Raw genomic sequence first — 16,137 nt, 5'->3', positions numbered from 1 at the left:
GCGGTCAAGCCCCTCGTTGCCAGTGTGACTCCTGATTCCTGATCCCCGACCCCTGATTCCTCGTTACGTCTGCAAGACGCCGACGCGGAACGGCTCCATCTCCGGGTTGTGGTCGGCCATCTCCAGGCCGGTCGCGAGCCAGCCCCGCGTCTCGCGCGGGTCGATGAGCGCGTCGACCCAGAGCCGGGCGGCGGCGTAGACCGGCGACGTCTGCTCGGCGTAGCGCGCCTCGATCTGGTCGAGCCGGGCCTGGCGGTCGTCGTCGGACAGCTCGATGCCCTGCTTCGCTAGCGTCCGCTCCTCGATCGACAGCAGCGTCTTGGCCGCCTGGCTCCCGCCCATCACCGCGATCTGGGCGCTCGGCCACGCCAGCATCAGGCGCGGGTCGTAGGCCCGCCCGTTGAGCGCGTAGTTGGCCGCCCCGAACGAGTTGCCGATCACGACCGTGAACGTCGGGACGACCGAGTTGGCGACGGCGTTGACCAGCTTGGCCCCGTCCTTGATGATCCCGGACTGCTCGGCGCGCGTGCCCACCATGAACCCGGTCGCGTCCTGGAAAAAAACGAGCGGGATCCGCTTCTGGTTGCACTGGAGCACGAACCGGGCCGCCTTGTCGGCCGCGTCGCCGTAGATGACCCCGCCGATCTGCATCTCGGCCGCCTTCCCCTTGGGCGCCTTCGCGCGGACGACCTGCCGCTGGCTCGCTACGATCCCGACCGACCACCCGTCGATCCGGGCGTAGCCGCAGACCAGGGTCTGCCCGTAGCCGGCCTTGACCTCGGTCCACGAGTCGGCGTCGACGATGCGGGCCAGGACCTCGCGCGTGTCGTACGGCTGCTGGCGGGACTCGGGGAAGACGCCCAGGACTTCTTCGGTGGGGTAAGCGGGGGCTGCCGGCTCGTCGCGCGTGAAGCCCATCCGCGGCAGCGGGCCGAGCCCGCCCACCAGGTCGCGGACGGTCGCCAGGCACGTCTCGTCGTCGGGCATCCGGTACTCGCAGACGCCCGAGATGTCGGTCTGCGTCGTCGCCCCGCCCAGCGTCTCGACGTCGACCTCCTCGCCGATGGCGGCCTGGACCAGAAACGGGCCCGCCAGGAAGACGGAGCCCGTCCCGTCGACGATCAAGCTCTCGTCGGACATGATGGGGAGGTAGGCCCCGCCGGCCACGCAGCTCCCCATGATGGCGGCGATCTGGGGCACGCCCAGCGCCGAAAGCCGGGCGTTGTTGCGGAAGATCCGCCCGAAGTGGTCGCGGTCGGGGAAGATCTCGTCCTGCATCGGGAGGAACACGCCGGCCGAGTCGACGAGGTAGACGATGGGGATGCGGTTTTCGAGCGCGATCTCCTGGGCACGGAGGTTCTTCTTGGCCGTGATCGGAAACCACGCGCCGGCCTTGACGGTCGCGTCATTCGCGACCACCATGCACAGGCGGCCGTTGATCCGGCCCAACCCCATCACGGTCCCGCCGGCCGGGCACCCGCCCTCGTCCTCGTACATCCCGCGCCCGACGAACAGGCCGAGCTCGCGGAAGTCGGAGCCTGGGTCCACCAGCGCCGCGATCCGCTCGCGGGCCGTCAGCTTGCCGCGCTTGTGCTCGCGCGCGACGGCCCGCTCGCCCCCGCCCCGGCGGACCTCGGCGGCCTGCTGCTCCAGCGCCGCCAGCTGGCGCTCGTGGAACGCGACGCGGCGGTCGTAAGCCTCGCGGGCGGCGCCGTCGCCCACGGCGGTGCCGAGCGGGAACGGGCGGGCGGGAACGTCGGCGGTCTCGGACATGCGGGCGGGCGGGGAGGGGCGCCAAAGCTACGGGCGGCCACGCACGGCTGGACTCGGCCCGAGACCGGACACGCTCCGTGGACCCCCCGCTTTCCGGCCGGTCGCGGAGCCTGTCCTGAGCGGAGCCGGAGGGCTCCCAGCTCGGAAAGCTGTCCCCCTTCAAAAGCAGGGCTGCTACGTCCTGTCGATAGCAACCAACGGACAGTCGTCATTCCCGCGCACGCGGGAATCCATGCGCCCCTCGTGTTCGGCGAGCGGCGCCGTATGGGTCCCCGCCTTCGCGGGGATGACCGTCGTTTTGTGTAGGAATACGACTCCCGCCTGAGAACGTAGCAGCCCTGCCCTTGAAGGGGGACAGCCCGCACGCCGTTGAGCGGAGCGATGGGCGTTCGGGCAGGGGGTCCTGGCGATGCCGCCGTGTCCGCGATCCGGCGGGCCCTTCTCTGGGAGCGCAGGAACGTCCGCCAGCGGAAGCGGCGGCAACAAAAACGGCGCGCCCCGTCTGGGAGCGCGCCGCGAGCGTCGGTCGGGCCGGGCCTACAGGAAGGCCGACATCTTGCGCATGATGATCTGGCGGTCCTCGCCCGTCTGGGAGTGGATAAGGTTGACCATCTGGGACAGGTTGCCCCGGGCCTTCTTCATCTCGGACTCGTCGACCTCGCCCCAGGTGGAGAGGATCTGCGCCTTCATGCGCTCCCAGTTGTCGGTCATGCGCTGCTTGCCCATCGGTCTGCTGGCTGTGTCCCGCCCGGACGGTGATCGTTGTCGTGCCGCCCAAGCTACGGGAGACCCGGGCATTTGGACAAACGAAGCCTCCGTCGAGAGGGGGCACTCGCGGGCGCTCGCGGGGAATGGCTCGCTCCGCTCGCGGAAATGGGAACGGGGAACGGGCAGAGGGGGACGGGCAGAGACGCATGGAGTGGGCGGTTCGTGGGCAACTCGACCGTTCCAGAACGGCGCGAGAGCCAGTTGCCGGTCATCTTTCCAGAACCCAGAACCCAGAACCCAGAACCCACTACAACGTCACCTCCAGCCCCTCGACCGCCAGCTCCGTCGCGGCGAACCGCTCCCGGGCGAGCGTGCCGATCCGGTCGAGCGCCGCGTCGTCGTGGGAGGGGTCGTGGTGGAACAGCAGGAGCCGGCCGACGCCGGCCGCCGCCGCGAGGTCGGTGGCGTGCTCCCACGTCGTGTGGCCCCAGCCCCGGCGCAGGGCGTACTCGTCGGGCGTGTACTGGGCGTCCGAGATCAGGACGTCCGCGCCGTGGGCCACCTCGCGGAGCCCCTCGTCGTGGGCCGGCGACCCGTGCTCGTAGTCGGTCGCGTAGACCAAGACGGCCCCGTCGGCCTCGATCCGGAAGCCGTGGGCCCCCTGCGGGTGGTTCAGCGGGAACGGCCGGACCGTCATCGGGCCGACCCCGAACGGTTCGCCGTCGTGGACGCGGACGGTCTCGGTCGCCGCGGCGAGGTCGCCGAAGGGGACCGGGAAGTACGGCGACGTCATCTGGCCGCGGAGGAGCGCGTGGATCCGGTGGTCGTCGGTGGCCGCGTAGAACCGGACCGTCTGGCCCGGCGCGTAGAGCGGGGCGAAGAACGGCAACCCCTGGAGGTGGTCCCAGTGGAAGTGCGACAGCGCCAGGTGGACCTCGCCCGGCTCGCCGGCGGCCTCGGCCGCGAGCGCGTACCCGAGGGCTCGCGCGCCCGTCCCGGCGTCGAGCACGAGCGCCGTCCCGTCCGCCGCGCGGACCTCGACGCACGCCGTGTTCCCACCGACGCCCAGGAACCCGGCCTCGGGCGTCGGGATCGACCCGCGGACGCCCCAGAAGCGGACGGTCAGACGGGACGAGGCGGGGGGCGGGGTGGGCATCGGGGGGAAGGTCGCACCGGGAGGCGGCTCCGTTACAGGTGGTAGCGCCGGAGCCCGATGACGGTCTCCAAGAACACCACCTTGAGCACGGCCGCCACCGGGACCCCCAGCGCCATCCCCAGCACGCCCGCGATCCGCCCGCCCACCAGGATCGCCAGCAGGACCAGGACCGGGTGCATCGACACGTTCTTGCCTGTGATCCACGGTTGGAACACGACGTTCTCGACGCCCTGCAAGATCACGAACAGGACCACGATCGAGGCCACCTGCCCCGTCCCCCCCGTCGTCACGATGGAGACGCCGAGCGTGAGCGCGGCCGAGACCACGAAGCCCACGTACGGGACGAAGTTGGCCAGCCCCGTCACCAACCCCAGCACGAGGTAGTAGTCGACGCCGAGCACGCCCAACCCGAGCGCGGTCGAGGCCCCCACCAGCAGCGCGATCAGGGCCTGGCCCCGGAGGTAGCCGCCCAGGTGCGCGTCGGCCTTGTAGAACACGGTCATCGCGAACTCGAAGTACCGGTTCGGGACGACCGTCAGCAACCGCCGCCGGAGCGTCGGGCCGTCCTTGAGCAGGGCGAACAGGACGAACGGGACGATGAACGCATTCCCTATCGACTCGAGCGCGTCGGGGACGTAGCCGATGAGCGGGCCGGTGTCGGCCGCGATCGCGCCGCGAACGGACTCGACCAGGCCGAGGTCGCCGGGGTCGATAAACTCGAACTGGTTCGCCAGCGACGCCTCGATCTCCTGGACCAGGCCCAGCAGCTGGCCGCTCTGCCACCGGTCCTGGAGCGAGCCGACCTGGTCCAGCACGACGGGCAGCGCGAGCGCCACCACCAACCCGGTCGCGGCCAGCAGGGCGGTCAGGACGAGCGACGTCGCCTGCGTCCGCCCGAGCCCACGTCGCTCGAGCGCGTTGACGAGCGGGACCAGGAGGTACGCCGCGACGCTCCCCATCACCACGAGCCCCGCGATGTCGCTGGCGACCACCACGACGCCCACCAGGCACGCCAGGGTGAGGAGCCAGATCCACCGGCTCAGCTGGCTGGCCGGGACCGCGGGCGGCGGGCCCTCGGGCGGCGTGGCGTCGTGGGGTCGGCCGGCCGGTCGCCGGACCGGTGCCGGTTGGGAGGGAAGCGCCTCGGCGGGCGGCTCGGCGATCGTCTCAGCCATCCGCGTCGGTGACGCCCGCGCGCTCCCGGAGCTCGTCGCACTCGCGCGTGAGCGCCTCGACCTCGTCCGACACCTCGACCAGCCGGAGGCCGACGAGCCGGGCCAGCGACAGGAGCACCTTGACCCCGAGCCGGGGGTTCCGGTCGAGCAGGCTGAGCAGGTCCGGCTGGAACAGGCTCAGCAGCGTGCAGTCGGTCTTGGCCCGGGCCGTCGCCGTCCGGATCACCTCGTTGAGCAGGGCGATCTCGCCGAAGAAGTCGCCGTCGACGAGCTCGACCAGCTCGCGCCCGCTCGGCTCGCTCTGGATCGAGACCACGCCGCGGACGATGACGTACATGCCCAGGCCCGGCTCGCCCTGGATAAAGATGGACTCGCCGGCGACGTAGTCGCGCCGGTGGAGCAGCCGCTGGACGGCGTCGAGCTCGCGGCCGGTGAGGTCCTCGAACAGGGGGACCGCGCCCAAGACGTCGTCCTCGGACGTGCCGGAGGCGCCGCCGAGCAGGCTCTTCCAGAGGCTTTGCATAAGAGAGGGGGCGAGGAGGGCCCGGGCTGTACGACGCCGGCCTCGGACCTGATCCGACGGGCTGGGGCCGTAGCCTACAACGCTAGCACGTTCCGTGCCACGCCGCCGACTCCGCTCCAAGGACGAGCGTGTTCTCTCCCCTTGTCATCCTGAGCGACCCCGAAGGGACGGCGCAGCCAACGCGAAGGATCTCGACGCGGGGTCCCAAACCGTAGGGAGCGGTGCCGAAGGGCTCGGGCTCCGTGCTGAGATCCCCCGCCTTGGCTGCGCCGTCGCTTCGGGGTCGCGGGAACAGGCTCTTCGCAAGCTCAGGACGACACGGATGGAGGGCTGGAGACAGAACGTCGCGGCGCCGCACCTGGGAAGGGGCGGGAGGCGAGACACCATCCACGTCCGACCTCCTAACCCGAGTGGTGTCGGAACCGAAAGAGGCTGTGGGACCGGAGACGGAGGACCGGGGACCGGCTTCCCTGACGAGTCTCCGGCGGTCTTCCGTCCCCCGTCCTCGGTCCCAACGGACGCGAGGACCGGAGGCACAACTTGGGTCTCCTAGCCTCACCGCTCACGCCCCGTCGCCGCTCGTCCCCGCCATTGGGAGCGCGATGTGGAACGTGGTCCCCTCGCCCTCGGCGCTCTCGACCGACATCCGCCCGCTGTGGACGCTCGTCACGATGTCGTGGGCCAGCGACAGGCCCAGGCCCGTGCCCTCGCCGGTCGGCTTGGTGGTGAAGAACGGCTCGAAGATCCGGGCCTTGACGGCGGCCGGGATGCCCGTCCCGTTGTCGGCCACGTCGACGACGACCTCGCGGGCGCGGCGCCGGGTGCGGACGGTGACGGTCGGGGCGTAGCCGTCGGTCTCGGTCCGGGCCCGGTCCTGGACCGCGTGGAAGGCGTTCGTGAGCAGGTTGATCAGGACCCGGCCGAACTCCTGCGGCACCACCTCGACCTCGCCCGTCGCTGGGTCGAAGTCCCGGACGATCTCGACGTTGAAGTCGGAGTCGTTGGCCCGGGCGCCGTGGAAGGCGAGGTTGGCGTACTCGTCGATAAACCGGTTGAGGTCGACGCGCCCGCGCTCCGACGAGCCGCCCCGGCTGTGGAGCAGCATGGACCGGACGATCCGGTCGGCCCGCTGGCCGTGCTCGCGGATCCGGCGGCAGTTGTCCTGGAGGTCGTCGAGCAGGTCGCCCACGTCGTCGAGGACGGCGCCGACGGGCCGCTCGGGCACCTCGGCCATCTCGTCGCGGAGCTCCTGGGCGAGCTCGACCGACAGGTCGGCGAAGTTGTTGACGAAGTTGAGGGGGTTCTTGATCTCGTGGGCGATCCCGGCCGTGAGCTGGCCGAGCGACGCGAGCTTCTCGGACTGGACGAGCTGGTCCTGGGTCGCCTTGAGGTCGCGGAGCGAGGCCTCGAGCCGGGCGTTCGCCGCTTCGAGCTTGGTGTTGGCCGCCTCGACCTCGCGCGTCCGCTCGAGCTCGGCCGCCTTCCGCTCGTTCTCGGCCGAGAGCGCGGCGGCCTCGGCGGTCGCCTTGCGGTGCTCGGCCTCGGCGGTCTCGGCCCGGAGCTCGGCCTCGCGGCGGCTGGCCCGCTCGCGCTCCTGGCGCAGGAGCCGGGCCCGCTGCCACCGGTCGGCGCGGACGAGCGCGAACACGGCGAGCGCGGCGAACCCCAGCAGCGCCCACCACGTCCGCCACCACGGCGGGTGGACGACGACGGCGACCGTGGCCGCGCGGCCCTCACCGAACCCGACGCCGTCGGCATTCGCGGCCTCGACCTCGAACGTGTAGCGGCCCGGCGGGAGCGCGCTGAACGTGGCCTCGCGCGACGTCTCGGCGTCGCGCCAGTCGTCGTAGAGCCCGAGGAGCCGGTAGCGGTAGGTGTTGCGGGCCGGGTCGGAAAAGTGGAGGCCGGCGTACTGGATCGCGAGGTAGGCCTGGTCCGGGCTCAGGACGATCTCGCGGGCGACCGGGGCGGCCACGTCCAGGACGCCGTCCTCGCCCGGAGCCACCGACTGTCCGTCCACCTCGACGCCCGTGATCACGACCTCGGGCGGGTTCGCGTTGCGGGCCGTGAGCGCCTGGGGGTAGAAGGCGACCAGGCCCCGCGCGCTCCCGAACAGCAGCCGCCCGTCGGGCGCGCGCGTGGCGGCGGCGCCCAGCGTCCGCTCGGCGTCCTGGCCGCTCAGGCGCCGGTAGAACGTCTCGGTGACCGGCTCGAACCGGGCCAGCCCGTCGCCGGTGCTCAGCCACAGGAACCCGGCGTCGTCCTCGACGATGGCGAACACGTCGTCGTCGGGCAGGTCGGAGCCCTCGGCGCGGTAGCCCGTCACGGCGTCGGTCCGCGTGTCGACGCGATAGAACCCGCCGGCCGTCCCGACCCAGAGCGACCCGCCCGAGCGGGCGTGCAAGGCCCGGACGTCGCCGCTGCCGAGCGAGGCGGGGTCGGCCGGGTCGACGGGCAGGCACGCGACCCGGCCGTCGACCCGGCACAGGCCGCGCGCCGTGCCCACCCAGAGCCGGCCGTCGGCGTCCTCGGCCAGGGCGCGGACGTCGTTGCTCGCCAGCCCGTCGCCGCGGCGGAGGAAGTCGACCTCGCCGGTCTCGCGGTCGAGCCGGGCGAGCCCCCGTGCCCGCGTGCCCACCCAGAACCGGCCGTCGTCGGTCTCGAGGAGCGCGGTCACCGTCGCCTCGCCCAGCCCGGCTTGTTCGAGCGACCCGTCGGGGCGGACGCGGTGGAGCCCGGCGCCCTCCGTCCCCACCCAGACCCCGCCGGCCTCGTCTTCGTAGAGCGCGCCGACCGGTCGGCCCTCGTCGCCGACGCGGGTGTGGGTAAACCGCCGGCCGTCGTCGCTCCGGTCGAGCGACCGGTCGGTCCCGACGTAGAGCGTCCCGTCGCGGCTGGCGAGGACCGCGCGGACGTCGTTGCTCGCGAGCGACGTCGGGTCGTCGGTGTGGCGCAAGCGGACGGCCGTGCCGCGCGCGCGGTCGAACCGGTCGAGCCCGCCGTAGGTGCCGACCCACAGGATCCCCTGGCGGTCGAGCAGGAGCGCCGAGACCTCGTCGTCGGAGAGCGAGCCGGTGTCGTCGGCGACGGCGCGGTACACCCGGGCGCCGTCGCCGCCGGGGCCGATCCGGCGGAGCCCGCCGCCCAGCGTCCCCACCCAGACCGTCCCCGTCGGCCCCTCGAACACGTCGGTCACGGTCTGGGCCGTGACGCCGTCGCCGATGCCGACGCGCGAGAACGCCGCCGTGGACGGGTCGAACGCCAGCAGCCCGTCGCCCTGCGTCCCGACGAGCAGGCCGAACCGCTCGCTGGGCGCGACGGCCGAGACCGCGAACGCGCCGAGCACGCCGAGCGAGTCCGGCGGGCGGGCGGTCCGGTACGCCCCGTCGCGCCGGCGCGCGAGCCCGTCGCCGGTCCCCACCCAGAGGTCGCCGTCGGGCGCGAGGTAGAGCGCGTCGACCCGGTCGTCGGGCAAGCCGCTCCGGCGGCGCTCGACGCTGGCCACGGTCCCGTCGGCCGTGACGAAGGCGAGCCCGGCGGCGGTCCCGACCCAGGCGTTGCCCACGCCGTCGACGGCGATGGCGCGGACGTCGGTCGACGGCAGGCCCGTCACGCGCCGGAAGCGGTCGGCCCGGGCGTCGTAGCGGTCGAGCCCGGCGGCGGTCCCGACCCAGAGCGCGCCGCCCGGCGCCGACTCGAGCACCTGGACCACGTTGCTGCCGAGCGACGTCGAGTCGGCCGACCGCCGGTACGTCACCATGTCGACGCCGTCGAACCGGACGAGCCCCTCGTCGGTCCCGATCCAGACGAACCCGAGCGCGTCCTGGGCCACGTCGAGGACGACCCCGCTGGGCAGCCCCTGCTCGACCGTCACGTGGCGGAACGTGATCGCGTCGTCGGCGAGGTCGGGCGCCTGGGCCCGGGCCCACGGGTCCGGGAGGAGGACGGCGAGGGCCACCGCGGCGAGGGCCGCCACGGCTCCGGCCGCGCGGCGAGTGCGGGCGGACGTCACGGGAGCAGCTCCGCGAAGGCCTCGGCCGCGGCCGGCGGGACCGACGAGAACCGGAGGTGCGCCTCACACCGGCCGTCGCCGGCGTCGACCACCTCGACCACCTTGGCGTAGATCGTGGCCCGGCCGCCGTCGAGGTCGAACGTCAGGCGGACGTCGGCGCGCGCGTCGATCTCGGTCTCGATCTCGGCGCGGGCGCCGGTCGCCGAGAGCGCCGTGACCTCGCCGGCGTGGTCGGCGTTCGTGATCTCCTTGCCGTCGAGCACGGCCAGCCCGAACGGGACCGGCTCGGCCAACTCGACCAGGGCCTGCTCGTGGTGGGGCACCTCGCCGCCCTGGGCCCCGCCGACCGACTCGACGCTGTGGATGGCGATGGGCTCGGCGAACCCCTTGAGCGACACGCGGCGCGTGCCCGCCAGCCGGACCGGCCCGTCCTCGCCGCCGGCCGCCTGGTACGTCGGGTCCGAGATGAGGACCTCGCCCGGGACCGCCAGCGTCTGGATCCGCGCCGTCAGGTTCACGACGCTCCCCACGACCCCGTACTTCGCCCGTTTCTCCGACCCGATCGTCCCGACGACGACCTCGCCCGAGTTCACGGCCGCCGTCATCTCGAGCGGCGGGAGGCCCCGCGCCCGGAGCTCCTCGTTCACGCTCGCCATCCGGTTCTGCATCGCGACGGCGCACGCCGTCGCGTGCGTCGCGTGGTCGGCCATCTCGAGCGGGGCCCCGAAGATGACGAGGACGGCGTCGCCGATGAACTCGTCGATGGCCCCCTCGTGCGCGTCGACGACCTCGGTCATGGCCCCGAGGTAGACGTTGAGGAGCTCGACGACGCGCTCGGGTTCGAGCCGCTCCGAGAGCTGGCTGAAGCCCGAGATGTCGCTCATCAGGACCGAGACCTCGCGGCGCTCGCTGGACCCGACCATCCCGGGGTCGGCCAGGACGGCCCGGGCGATCTTGTCGGAGAGGTAGCGCGTGATGGTCTGGCGGACGCGGTCGGCCTCGCGGTCGCGCTCGACGGCCTCGCGGGCCTGGGCGAGCGTGATCTGCAGGTCGTCCATGTCGATCGGCTTCGTCAGGAAGTCGAAGGCCCCCTTGTTCATGGCCGTCCGGATGTTCTCCATGTCGCCGTAGGCCGTGACCACGACGGCCCGGGTCCGGCGGCCGAGCTCGCCGAGCTCGCCGAGCAGCGTGAGCCCGTCCATCCGCGGCATGTTGATGTCGGTCACCACGACCTCGATGTCGCCGTCCTCGCGCAAGTGCTCGAGCGCCTCGACGCCGTCGGCGGCGAAGACGAGCGCGACCTGGCCGGACCGGACCTGCGACCGGAACTTCTGCTGGATCAACGGGACGAGGTCGGGCTCGTCGTCGACGAACAGGATCTTGATGGCCTCGGGGGCGGACTCCTCGGGCATGGAGGGCGGGGGGGGGGCGAGCCGGCGGACGGGGCCAAAGCTAGCGGACAACCGTGCCAACGCCCCACGGCCCGCCGGGTGTCCCCTAGTTTCTGGCACGGCGGCGTTCCAACGAGGCGCGGCGCCCGAGGCACGGATGGCCCCCTCCCGGGGGTTCTCCCCGCGCGATCCCACCACCCCGTCCCCCCGATGCCGACGCTCCGCGCCGCCGCCGCCGTCCTGCTCGCTCTCGCCGCCGCCGGCCCGCCCGTCCAGGCGCGCACCGCGGCCACCGACTCGACCGAGGCCGCGGCGGGCGACCCGCTGGCGTGGGCCCGCGCCGTCGTCCAGGCCCGCCGCGCCGTCGAGGCGGCCGAGGCCGAGGCGGACCCCGACCGCAAGGCCGCGTTGGCGACCGAGGCCGTCCGTGCCGTCGACGCGCTCGAGACCGGCGGGGCGTCTCAGGCGTCGGTCCGGGCGCTCGGGCTGCGGGCGCAGGCCGTCTACGAGGCCGTGTTCGGGGCCGTCGCGACCGGGCCGCTCGCGCCGGACGAGTGGGGCGCGTTGCGGGGGCCGGCCCTCGCCGCGCTCGGCCCGAACTTCGCCCCGCCGCTCGTCGACCCGGTGGCCGTGGCAGCTCAGCGCGCCGAGGCCGAGCGGGCCGCCGGGCCGGCCGCGCTGTTCTACCCCGCCGACGCCGTCGCGCACGTCGAGGCCCAGCGCGCCGCGGCGGCCCGTCTGGCCCGAGCCGGACGCCGGGGCCGCCGGACGCTGGGCCGCATCGAGCGCGTCCTTCTCCGCCGCGGGCTCCCCGCCGAGCTCCAGTACGTCGCCGTGATCGAGAGCGCGCTCAACCCGCAGGCCGAGAGCTGGGCCGGCGCCGAGGGGCTGTGGCAGTTCATGCCCGCGACGGCCGAGGAGTTCGGGCTCGACTCGCTGACGGTCCACCAGGAGGGCCCCTCGACCGAGGCCGCCGCCCGCTACCTCCGCTGGCTGGGCCGCCGGTTCGGCGGCGACTGGCACCTCGCGCTGGCGGCGTACAACTGCGGCGTGGGCCGGGTCGAAGGCGTCGTCCGCGAGGTCCGCGCCGAGATCGGCCGCGAGCCGACGTTCTGGGACGTCCGCGAGCGGCTGCCGCGCGAGACCCAGCACTACGTCCCCCGCTTCTTGGCCGTCGCCGAGGCGCTCGGCGCGCGGTCGTAGGCCGAGGCGCTCGGCGCACGGTCGGGTGGGGGAGTCCCCGGACTCGGGAGACGGGCGGAACGGGCGCGCGATGGGACCGTGAGGGGGAGCCCCTCTCTCCACCCCTCCATGAAAGCGCTCACCTGGCACGGCCAAGGCGACGTCCGCGTCGACACCCACCCCGACCCCGAGATCCAGGACCCCACCGACGTCGTCATCTCGGTGACGTCGACGGCCATCTGCGGGTCCGACCTCCACCTGTTCGACGGGTTCGTCCCGATGATGAAGGAGGGCGACATCATCGGCCACGAGCCGATGGGGATCGTCGAGGAGGTCGGGAGCGCGGTCACGCGGCTCAAGAAGGGCGACCGGGTCGTCGTCCCGTTCACGATCTCGTGCGGCCACTGCTGGTTCTGCGAGCAGACGATGTACTCGCTCTGCGACACCACGAACCCCAAGCCCGAGAACGCCCGCGACGCCATGGGCCACAGCCCGGCCGGGATCTTCGGGTACTCCCACCTGACGGGCGGCATCCCCGGCGGCCAGGCCGAGTACCTCCGCGTGCCCCACGCCGACGTCGGCCCGATCAAGGTGCCCGACGGGCTGACCGACGAGCAGGTCCTGTTCCTCTCGGACATCTTCCCGACCGGGTACATGGGGGCCGAGAACGCCGAGATCGAGCCCGGCGACACCGTCGCCGTGTGGGGCTGCGGCCCGGTCGGCCAGTTCGCCATCCAGAGCGCGTGGATGCTCGGGGCGGGCCGCGTCATCGCGATCGACCGCGAGCCGGAGCGGTTGCGGATGGCGGCCGAGAACTCGAAGGCCGAGGTCGTCAACTTCGACGAGGTCGACGGGGAGCTCCACGAGCACCTCATCGAGATGACCGGCGGGCGCGGGCCGGACCGGTGCATCGAGGCGGTGGGGATGGAGGCGCACGGGGCGAGCGCGGCCAAGACGGTCGTCGACAAGGCGGCCCAGGCGACGCACACCCAGAGCGACCGGACGTACGCGATCAACCAGGCCATCATGGCGTGCCGCAAGGGCGGGACGATCTCGATGCCGGGCGTCTACGCGGGCGCCGGCTCGATCCAGATCGGCGCGTTCATGAACAAGGGGCTCACGCTCAAGACGGGGCAGACGCACGTCCAGCGCTACCTCGAGCCGCTGATGGACAAGATCGAGAGCGGCGAGATCGACCCGTCGTTCGTCATCACGCACACGGCCCCGCTTGAGCGTGCCCCCGAGATGTACGAGACGTTCCGCGACAAGGAGGACGACTGCATCAAGGTGGTCCTCAAGCCCTGACGCCGGGCGGCCGGGCCAAAAACAACCCGCCCGACCGGTTAGGGTCGGGCGGGCCGGCAAGCAGGGAGGTCCCTGTCTGAAGAGTCACCCGGCGGGGCCGAGTGCTACGCCAAGGTACGTCCGGACGGCGGCGTTCGTACCTGTTACCGAACGACGGTCACGGTCTGCGTAGCGCGCTGGCCGCCCGCGTCGAGCACGACGACGTAGACGCCGGCCGCCAGCCGGCCCCCGTCGAGCCCGACGCTGTGCTCGCCGGCCGCGTGGGGCCCGTCCGCCAGGACGGCCACCTCGCGCCCGAGCACGTCGACGACGCGCACCCGGGCGGGGCCCGCCGCCGCCAGCGCGAACGGGACCGTGGCCCGGCCGCCGACGGGGTTCGGGTGGACCGACAGCCGCAGGGCGCCCGGACGGTCGCCGTCGGCCGCGACGGGGGCCGGGTCCGTCGTGTAGAACCGGATCACGGTCCCGGTCAGGGCCTCGACGCCGACGCTCTCGTCGGCCTGCTCCAGCACGAACCGCTGAATCGGCCGGCCCCGGTCGAAGTCGATGAGGCCGTAGGCGGCGTCCGTCGCCGGACATCCGTCCGGGTGGGCCGCGACGAGCGGGGCCGCGACGGCCTCGAACGCGCCGTAGTCGTCGCCGACCGGGTAGTAGGCGTAGACCCGCTGCGTGATCGGCCCGACCCCGAGCTGGCTGGGGCCGGAGTACCCGAACGCGCACTCGATCTCGCCGGTGGCGAGGAGGAGGGGGATGAGCCGGACGTCGTCGGCCGGGTCGTTCGTCTCGAACGGTCGGGTGAGGCCGATGTCCCAGACCTCGAACGGGACCCGGAGCAGGCTGCCGTTCGAGAACGAGTTGTAGGCGTACGAGCCGTCCTCGGTGAACCGGATCTCGAAGTCGCTCGGCGCGAAGTCCCCGATGGACCCCTCCGTCCCGACCGTCGTCCCGAACGTGAAGCTCGTCCCGAGGTAGGCGCCGGTCGAGTTGAGCGACGAGTACACGGCGTTCCCGCCCACCTCGTCGCACCCGAACGTCGAGACGGCCTCCGGCCCGCACGGGTCGGTGCCGCCGGGGCCGACGACCTCGACGAAGGCGAAGGCGCCGTTGGAGAGCCGGCGGGGGCCGAAGAGGGGGTACACGAACGCGCGCGTCTCCGACGCCGGCCCCTCGACGCCGAGGTTGAATGGGACGACGCGCCAGTACAAGGGGGCCTCGCCGTTGACGGGGAGGTCGTCGCGTGCGAGGTCCAGGGAGGCGCCGCTGGCGAAGACCGAGAGCGAGTCCTCGAACGCGGGCGTGGTCCCGAGGTCGAGGCGGTAGTCAGTCGCGAGGTCGACGGGCTCCCACGTGAACGTGACCGGGCCGTCGGCGAACGTGGCGCCGTCGGCCGGGGCGACGAGGGCGGGCGCCGAGGCGGGCGCGGACGGGGTCTCCACGAGGGCCATGAGGGTGCCTGCCTCGTAGCGCCGCTGGGCGAGGTCCGACACCTGCTGGAGCCGGCGCACGCTGGCGAACCGGTGGACGCCCTGGGCGAACAGGATGGCGACATCGACCGTCGCCCGCGCGCCCGGCTCCAGACGGCCGACGCGGGCCGAGATCATCGCCCGCCGGTCCGCAGGGGTGTTGGAGGTGCCGTTCTCGTCTGCGCTGACTTCGCTCCAGAAGTCCGGCGGGTCCCCGGAGAACACCCACCGGGTGACCGGCCCGTTCGTGTTGTACCCGTCCCCCCCGACCCGGAGCGGCGTCCCGTCCTTCCACCGCGCCCGCATGTAGGTGTAGGCCTCCTCGCCCGAGCGGTTGGGGCCTGACGTGACGGCCCCTCCGCTGGTGAAGTACATCGCGGCGTACCCGCCGCTCAGCACGTCGATCCCGAGCGCGGGCGGGACGCCGTAGCCGCCCATCCCCTCGTCGTCGTTGTCCCCGTTGTAGAAGTACAGCATCGACCGCGTCGAGTCCGACCCGACGTAGTCGTCGTTGAAGTTGCCGAGGTCCCCGTCGGTGAAGAGCCCGACGAACGTGTCCTCGACCACGGCGTCGCTCCGGTTGAGGATCTCGTACCGGTAGAACGACGACTCGATCAGGTCCGGGGTGTCGGGGTCGCCGAGGAGCCACGCGGTCGCGCGGACCTCGACCTGGAGCGGCTCCCCGCCCGACCACTCGTGCTCGCCCCCGGCGTCGTTCATGACCCACCACGCCGTCTGGCGCCCGAAGACCACGGGCCGCTCGCCGGCCGCCAGGTCGAGCCCCTTCGTCCCGTAGCCCGGGTCGCCGAGGTCGAGCGAGACCGTCGGCTCGGCCTCGGACTGGCGGCCGTCGCCGTCGGCGTCGTGGTAGAACGGGGCGCCCCACGCGACGGGCCACTCGGCGAGGTCGGCCGTGGCCGCGCCCGTCGCGTCGTAGGCGTCGAGGTCGGCCGTGCGGACCGTCCAGATCCGGTCGAAGGTGGCGCACCGCTCGGCGGTCGTGGCGCCGCCGGCGTCGAGCGGGCCGGGCCAGAACTCCCACGGGCCGTAGGTCGAGCCCGCGAACCGGAGGTCGCCGCCGACCACGCCGCCCACCCACAGCCCCCCACTGAAGATGGCGCCGACGCCGGACCGCTTCGGCACCTCGTACACCGCCTCGCTCCCGCGCCAGAACAGCCCGCCGGTGTTGTAGAGGGCGGCGCGGACGCCGGCCACGTCGAGGAACGCCTCGGCCTGCCCGGTCTCGCACAGGTCGGGCGCCGACGGCTGCGCCGCGACGGCGAGCGGAGCGACGAGGGCGAGGAGGAGCGAACGGCGCATCGGGAGAACAGGGCGAGGAGCCCGGTAAATACCCCGTCGGCCGGGTCGCCGGCGGGTACATCGGGGTCTCCACCGTTCGGCCGCGAGAGACCGCTCGGGCCACGCGGCACGCCGGGCATAAACGCGCGG

General features: G+C 73.1%; 10 protein-coding genes. 2 read left to right on the top strand and 8 right to left on the bottom strand.

The genetic code is table 11. The features are described 5' to 3' along the window. Nucleotides 1-63: 63 nt before the first annotated feature. The 7 genes from ACOOHE_RS15870 to ACOOHE_RS15840 form a co-directional block, all read right to left on the bottom strand. Entirely contained in the window at nucleotides 64-1,773 is a 1,710-nt protein-coding gene (locus ACOOHE_RS15870) for an acyl-CoA carboxylase subunit beta (protein ID WP_420455059.1), read from the bottom strand. 537 nt (nucleotides 1,774-2,310) lie between these two features. Beyond that, complete coding sequence (locus ACOOHE_RS15865) at nucleotides 2,311-2,499, bottom strand: general stress protein CsbD (protein WP_420455058.1); 189 nt, start codon at nucleotides 2,497-2,499, stop codon at nucleotides 2,311-2,313. A 289-nt stretch (nucleotides 2,500-2,788) separates the two neighbouring features. After that, the gene (locus tag ACOOHE_RS15860) at nucleotides 2,789-3,637 is read right to left on the bottom strand and encodes an MBL fold metallo-hydrolase (protein WP_420455057.1); all 849 of its coding nucleotides are present in this window, start codon (nucleotides 3,635-3,637) and stop codon (nucleotides 2,789-2,791) included. 32 nt (nucleotides 3,638-3,669) lie between these two features. Then, on the bottom strand, nucleotides 3,670-4,812 hold the full coding sequence (locus ACOOHE_RS15855; RefSeq protein WP_420455056.1) for an AI-2E family transporter: 1,143 nt from the start codon (nucleotides 4,810-4,812) through the stop codon (nucleotides 3,670-3,672). Beyond that, nucleotides 4,805-5,335 carry a cyclic nucleotide-binding domain-containing protein gene (locus ACOOHE_RS15850; protein WP_420455055.1) on the bottom strand — a complete coding sequence of 177 codons (531 nt, stop codon included), beginning with the start codon at nucleotides 5,333-5,335 and terminating at the stop codon, nucleotides 4,805-4,807. The genes ACOOHE_RS15855 and ACOOHE_RS15850 overlap by 8 nt, the downstream gene beginning before the upstream one ends. A 562-nt stretch (nucleotides 5,336-5,897) precedes the next feature. Beyond that, nucleotides 5,898-9,311, bottom strand: a complete 3,414-nt coding sequence (locus ACOOHE_RS15845) for a sensor histidine kinase (RefSeq protein ID WP_420455054.1) — start codon at nucleotides 9,309-9,311, stop codon at nucleotides 5,898-5,900. 32 nt (nucleotides 9,312-9,343) lie between these two features. After that, nucleotides 9,344-10,759: an adenylate/guanylate cyclase domain-containing protein gene (locus ACOOHE_RS15840; RefSeq protein ID WP_420455053.1), complete on the bottom strand. Its 1,416-nt coding sequence runs from the start codon at nucleotides 10,757-10,759 to the stop codon at nucleotides 9,344-9,346. A gap of 189 nt (nucleotides 10,760-10,948) precedes the next feature. Here ACOOHE_RS15840 and ACOOHE_RS15835 point away from each other — a divergent pair, with 189 nt between their 5' ends. Together ACOOHE_RS15835 and ACOOHE_RS15830 are read left to right on the top strand one after the other, a co-directional pair. Beyond that, nucleotides 10,949-11,941 carry a lytic transglycosylase domain-containing protein gene (locus ACOOHE_RS15835; protein WP_420455052.1) on the top strand — a complete coding sequence of 331 codons (993 nt, stop codon included), beginning with the start codon at nucleotides 10,949-10,951 and terminating at the stop codon, nucleotides 11,939-11,941. Between the two features lie 108 nt (nucleotides 11,942-12,049). Then, the gene (locus tag ACOOHE_RS15830) at nucleotides 12,050-13,225 is read left to right on the top strand and encodes a zinc-dependent alcohol dehydrogenase (protein ID WP_420455051.1); all 1,176 of its coding nucleotides are present in this window, start codon (nucleotides 12,050-12,052) and stop codon (nucleotides 13,223-13,225) included. 143 nt (nucleotides 13,226-13,368) lie between these two features. Here ACOOHE_RS15830 and ACOOHE_RS15825 read toward each other — a convergent pair whose 3' ends face one another. Further along, nucleotides 13,369-16,008, bottom strand: coding sequence for a T9SS type A sorting domain-containing protein (locus ACOOHE_RS15825; RefSeq protein WP_420455050.1), 2,640 nt, complete (start codon nucleotides 16,006-16,008; stop codon nucleotides 13,369-13,371). Between the last annotated feature and the right edge of the window lie 129 nt (nucleotides 16,009-16,137).

This window comes from Rubrivirga sp. (assembly GCF_965213695.1).
Classification (GTDB): Bacteria; Bacteroidota; Rhodothermia; order Rhodothermales; family Rubricoccaceae; genus Rubrivirga.
Note: the sequence above shows the minus strand (reverse complement) of the source record. Positions and strands in the feature narration are given on the sequence as shown.

Excerpts from the sequence above, each read along its gene's own strand:
- ACOOHE_RS15850 (WP_420455055.1), bottom strand. The coding sequence starts at position 5,335 with ATGCAAAGCCTCTGGAAGAGCCTGCTCGGCGGCGCCTCCGGCACGTCC.
- ACOOHE_RS15855 (WP_420455056.1), bottom strand. The coding sequence starts at position 4,812 with ATGGCTGAGACGATCGCCGAGCCGCCCGCCGAGGCGCTTCCCTCCCAA.
- ACOOHE_RS15840 (WP_420455053.1), bottom strand. The coding sequence starts at position 10,759 with ATGCCCGAGGAGTCCGCCCCCGAGGCCATCAAGATCCTGTTCGTCGAC.
- ACOOHE_RS15825 (WP_420455050.1), bottom strand. The coding sequence starts at position 16,008 with ATGCGCCGTTCGCTCCTCCTCGCCCTCGTCGCTCCGCTCGCCGTCGCG.
- ACOOHE_RS15860 (WP_420455057.1), bottom strand. The coding sequence starts at position 3,637 with ATGCCCACCCCGCCCCCCGCCTCGTCCCGTCTGACCGTCCGCTTCTGG.
- ACOOHE_RS15835 (WP_420455052.1), top strand. The coding sequence starts at position 10,949 with ATGCCGACGCTCCGCGCCGCCGCCGCCGTCCTGCTCGCTCTCGCCGCC.
- ACOOHE_RS15865 (WP_420455058.1), bottom strand. The coding sequence starts at position 2,499 with ATGGGCAAGCAGCGCATGACCGACAACTGGGAGCGCATGAAGGCGCAG.
- ACOOHE_RS15870 (WP_420455059.1), bottom strand. The coding sequence starts at position 1,773 with ATGTCCGAGACCGCCGACGTTCCCGCCCGCCCGTTCCCGCTCGGCACC.
- ACOOHE_RS15830 (WP_420455051.1), top strand. The coding sequence starts at position 12,050 with ATGAAAGCGCTCACCTGGCACGGCCAAGGCGACGTCCGCGTCGACACC.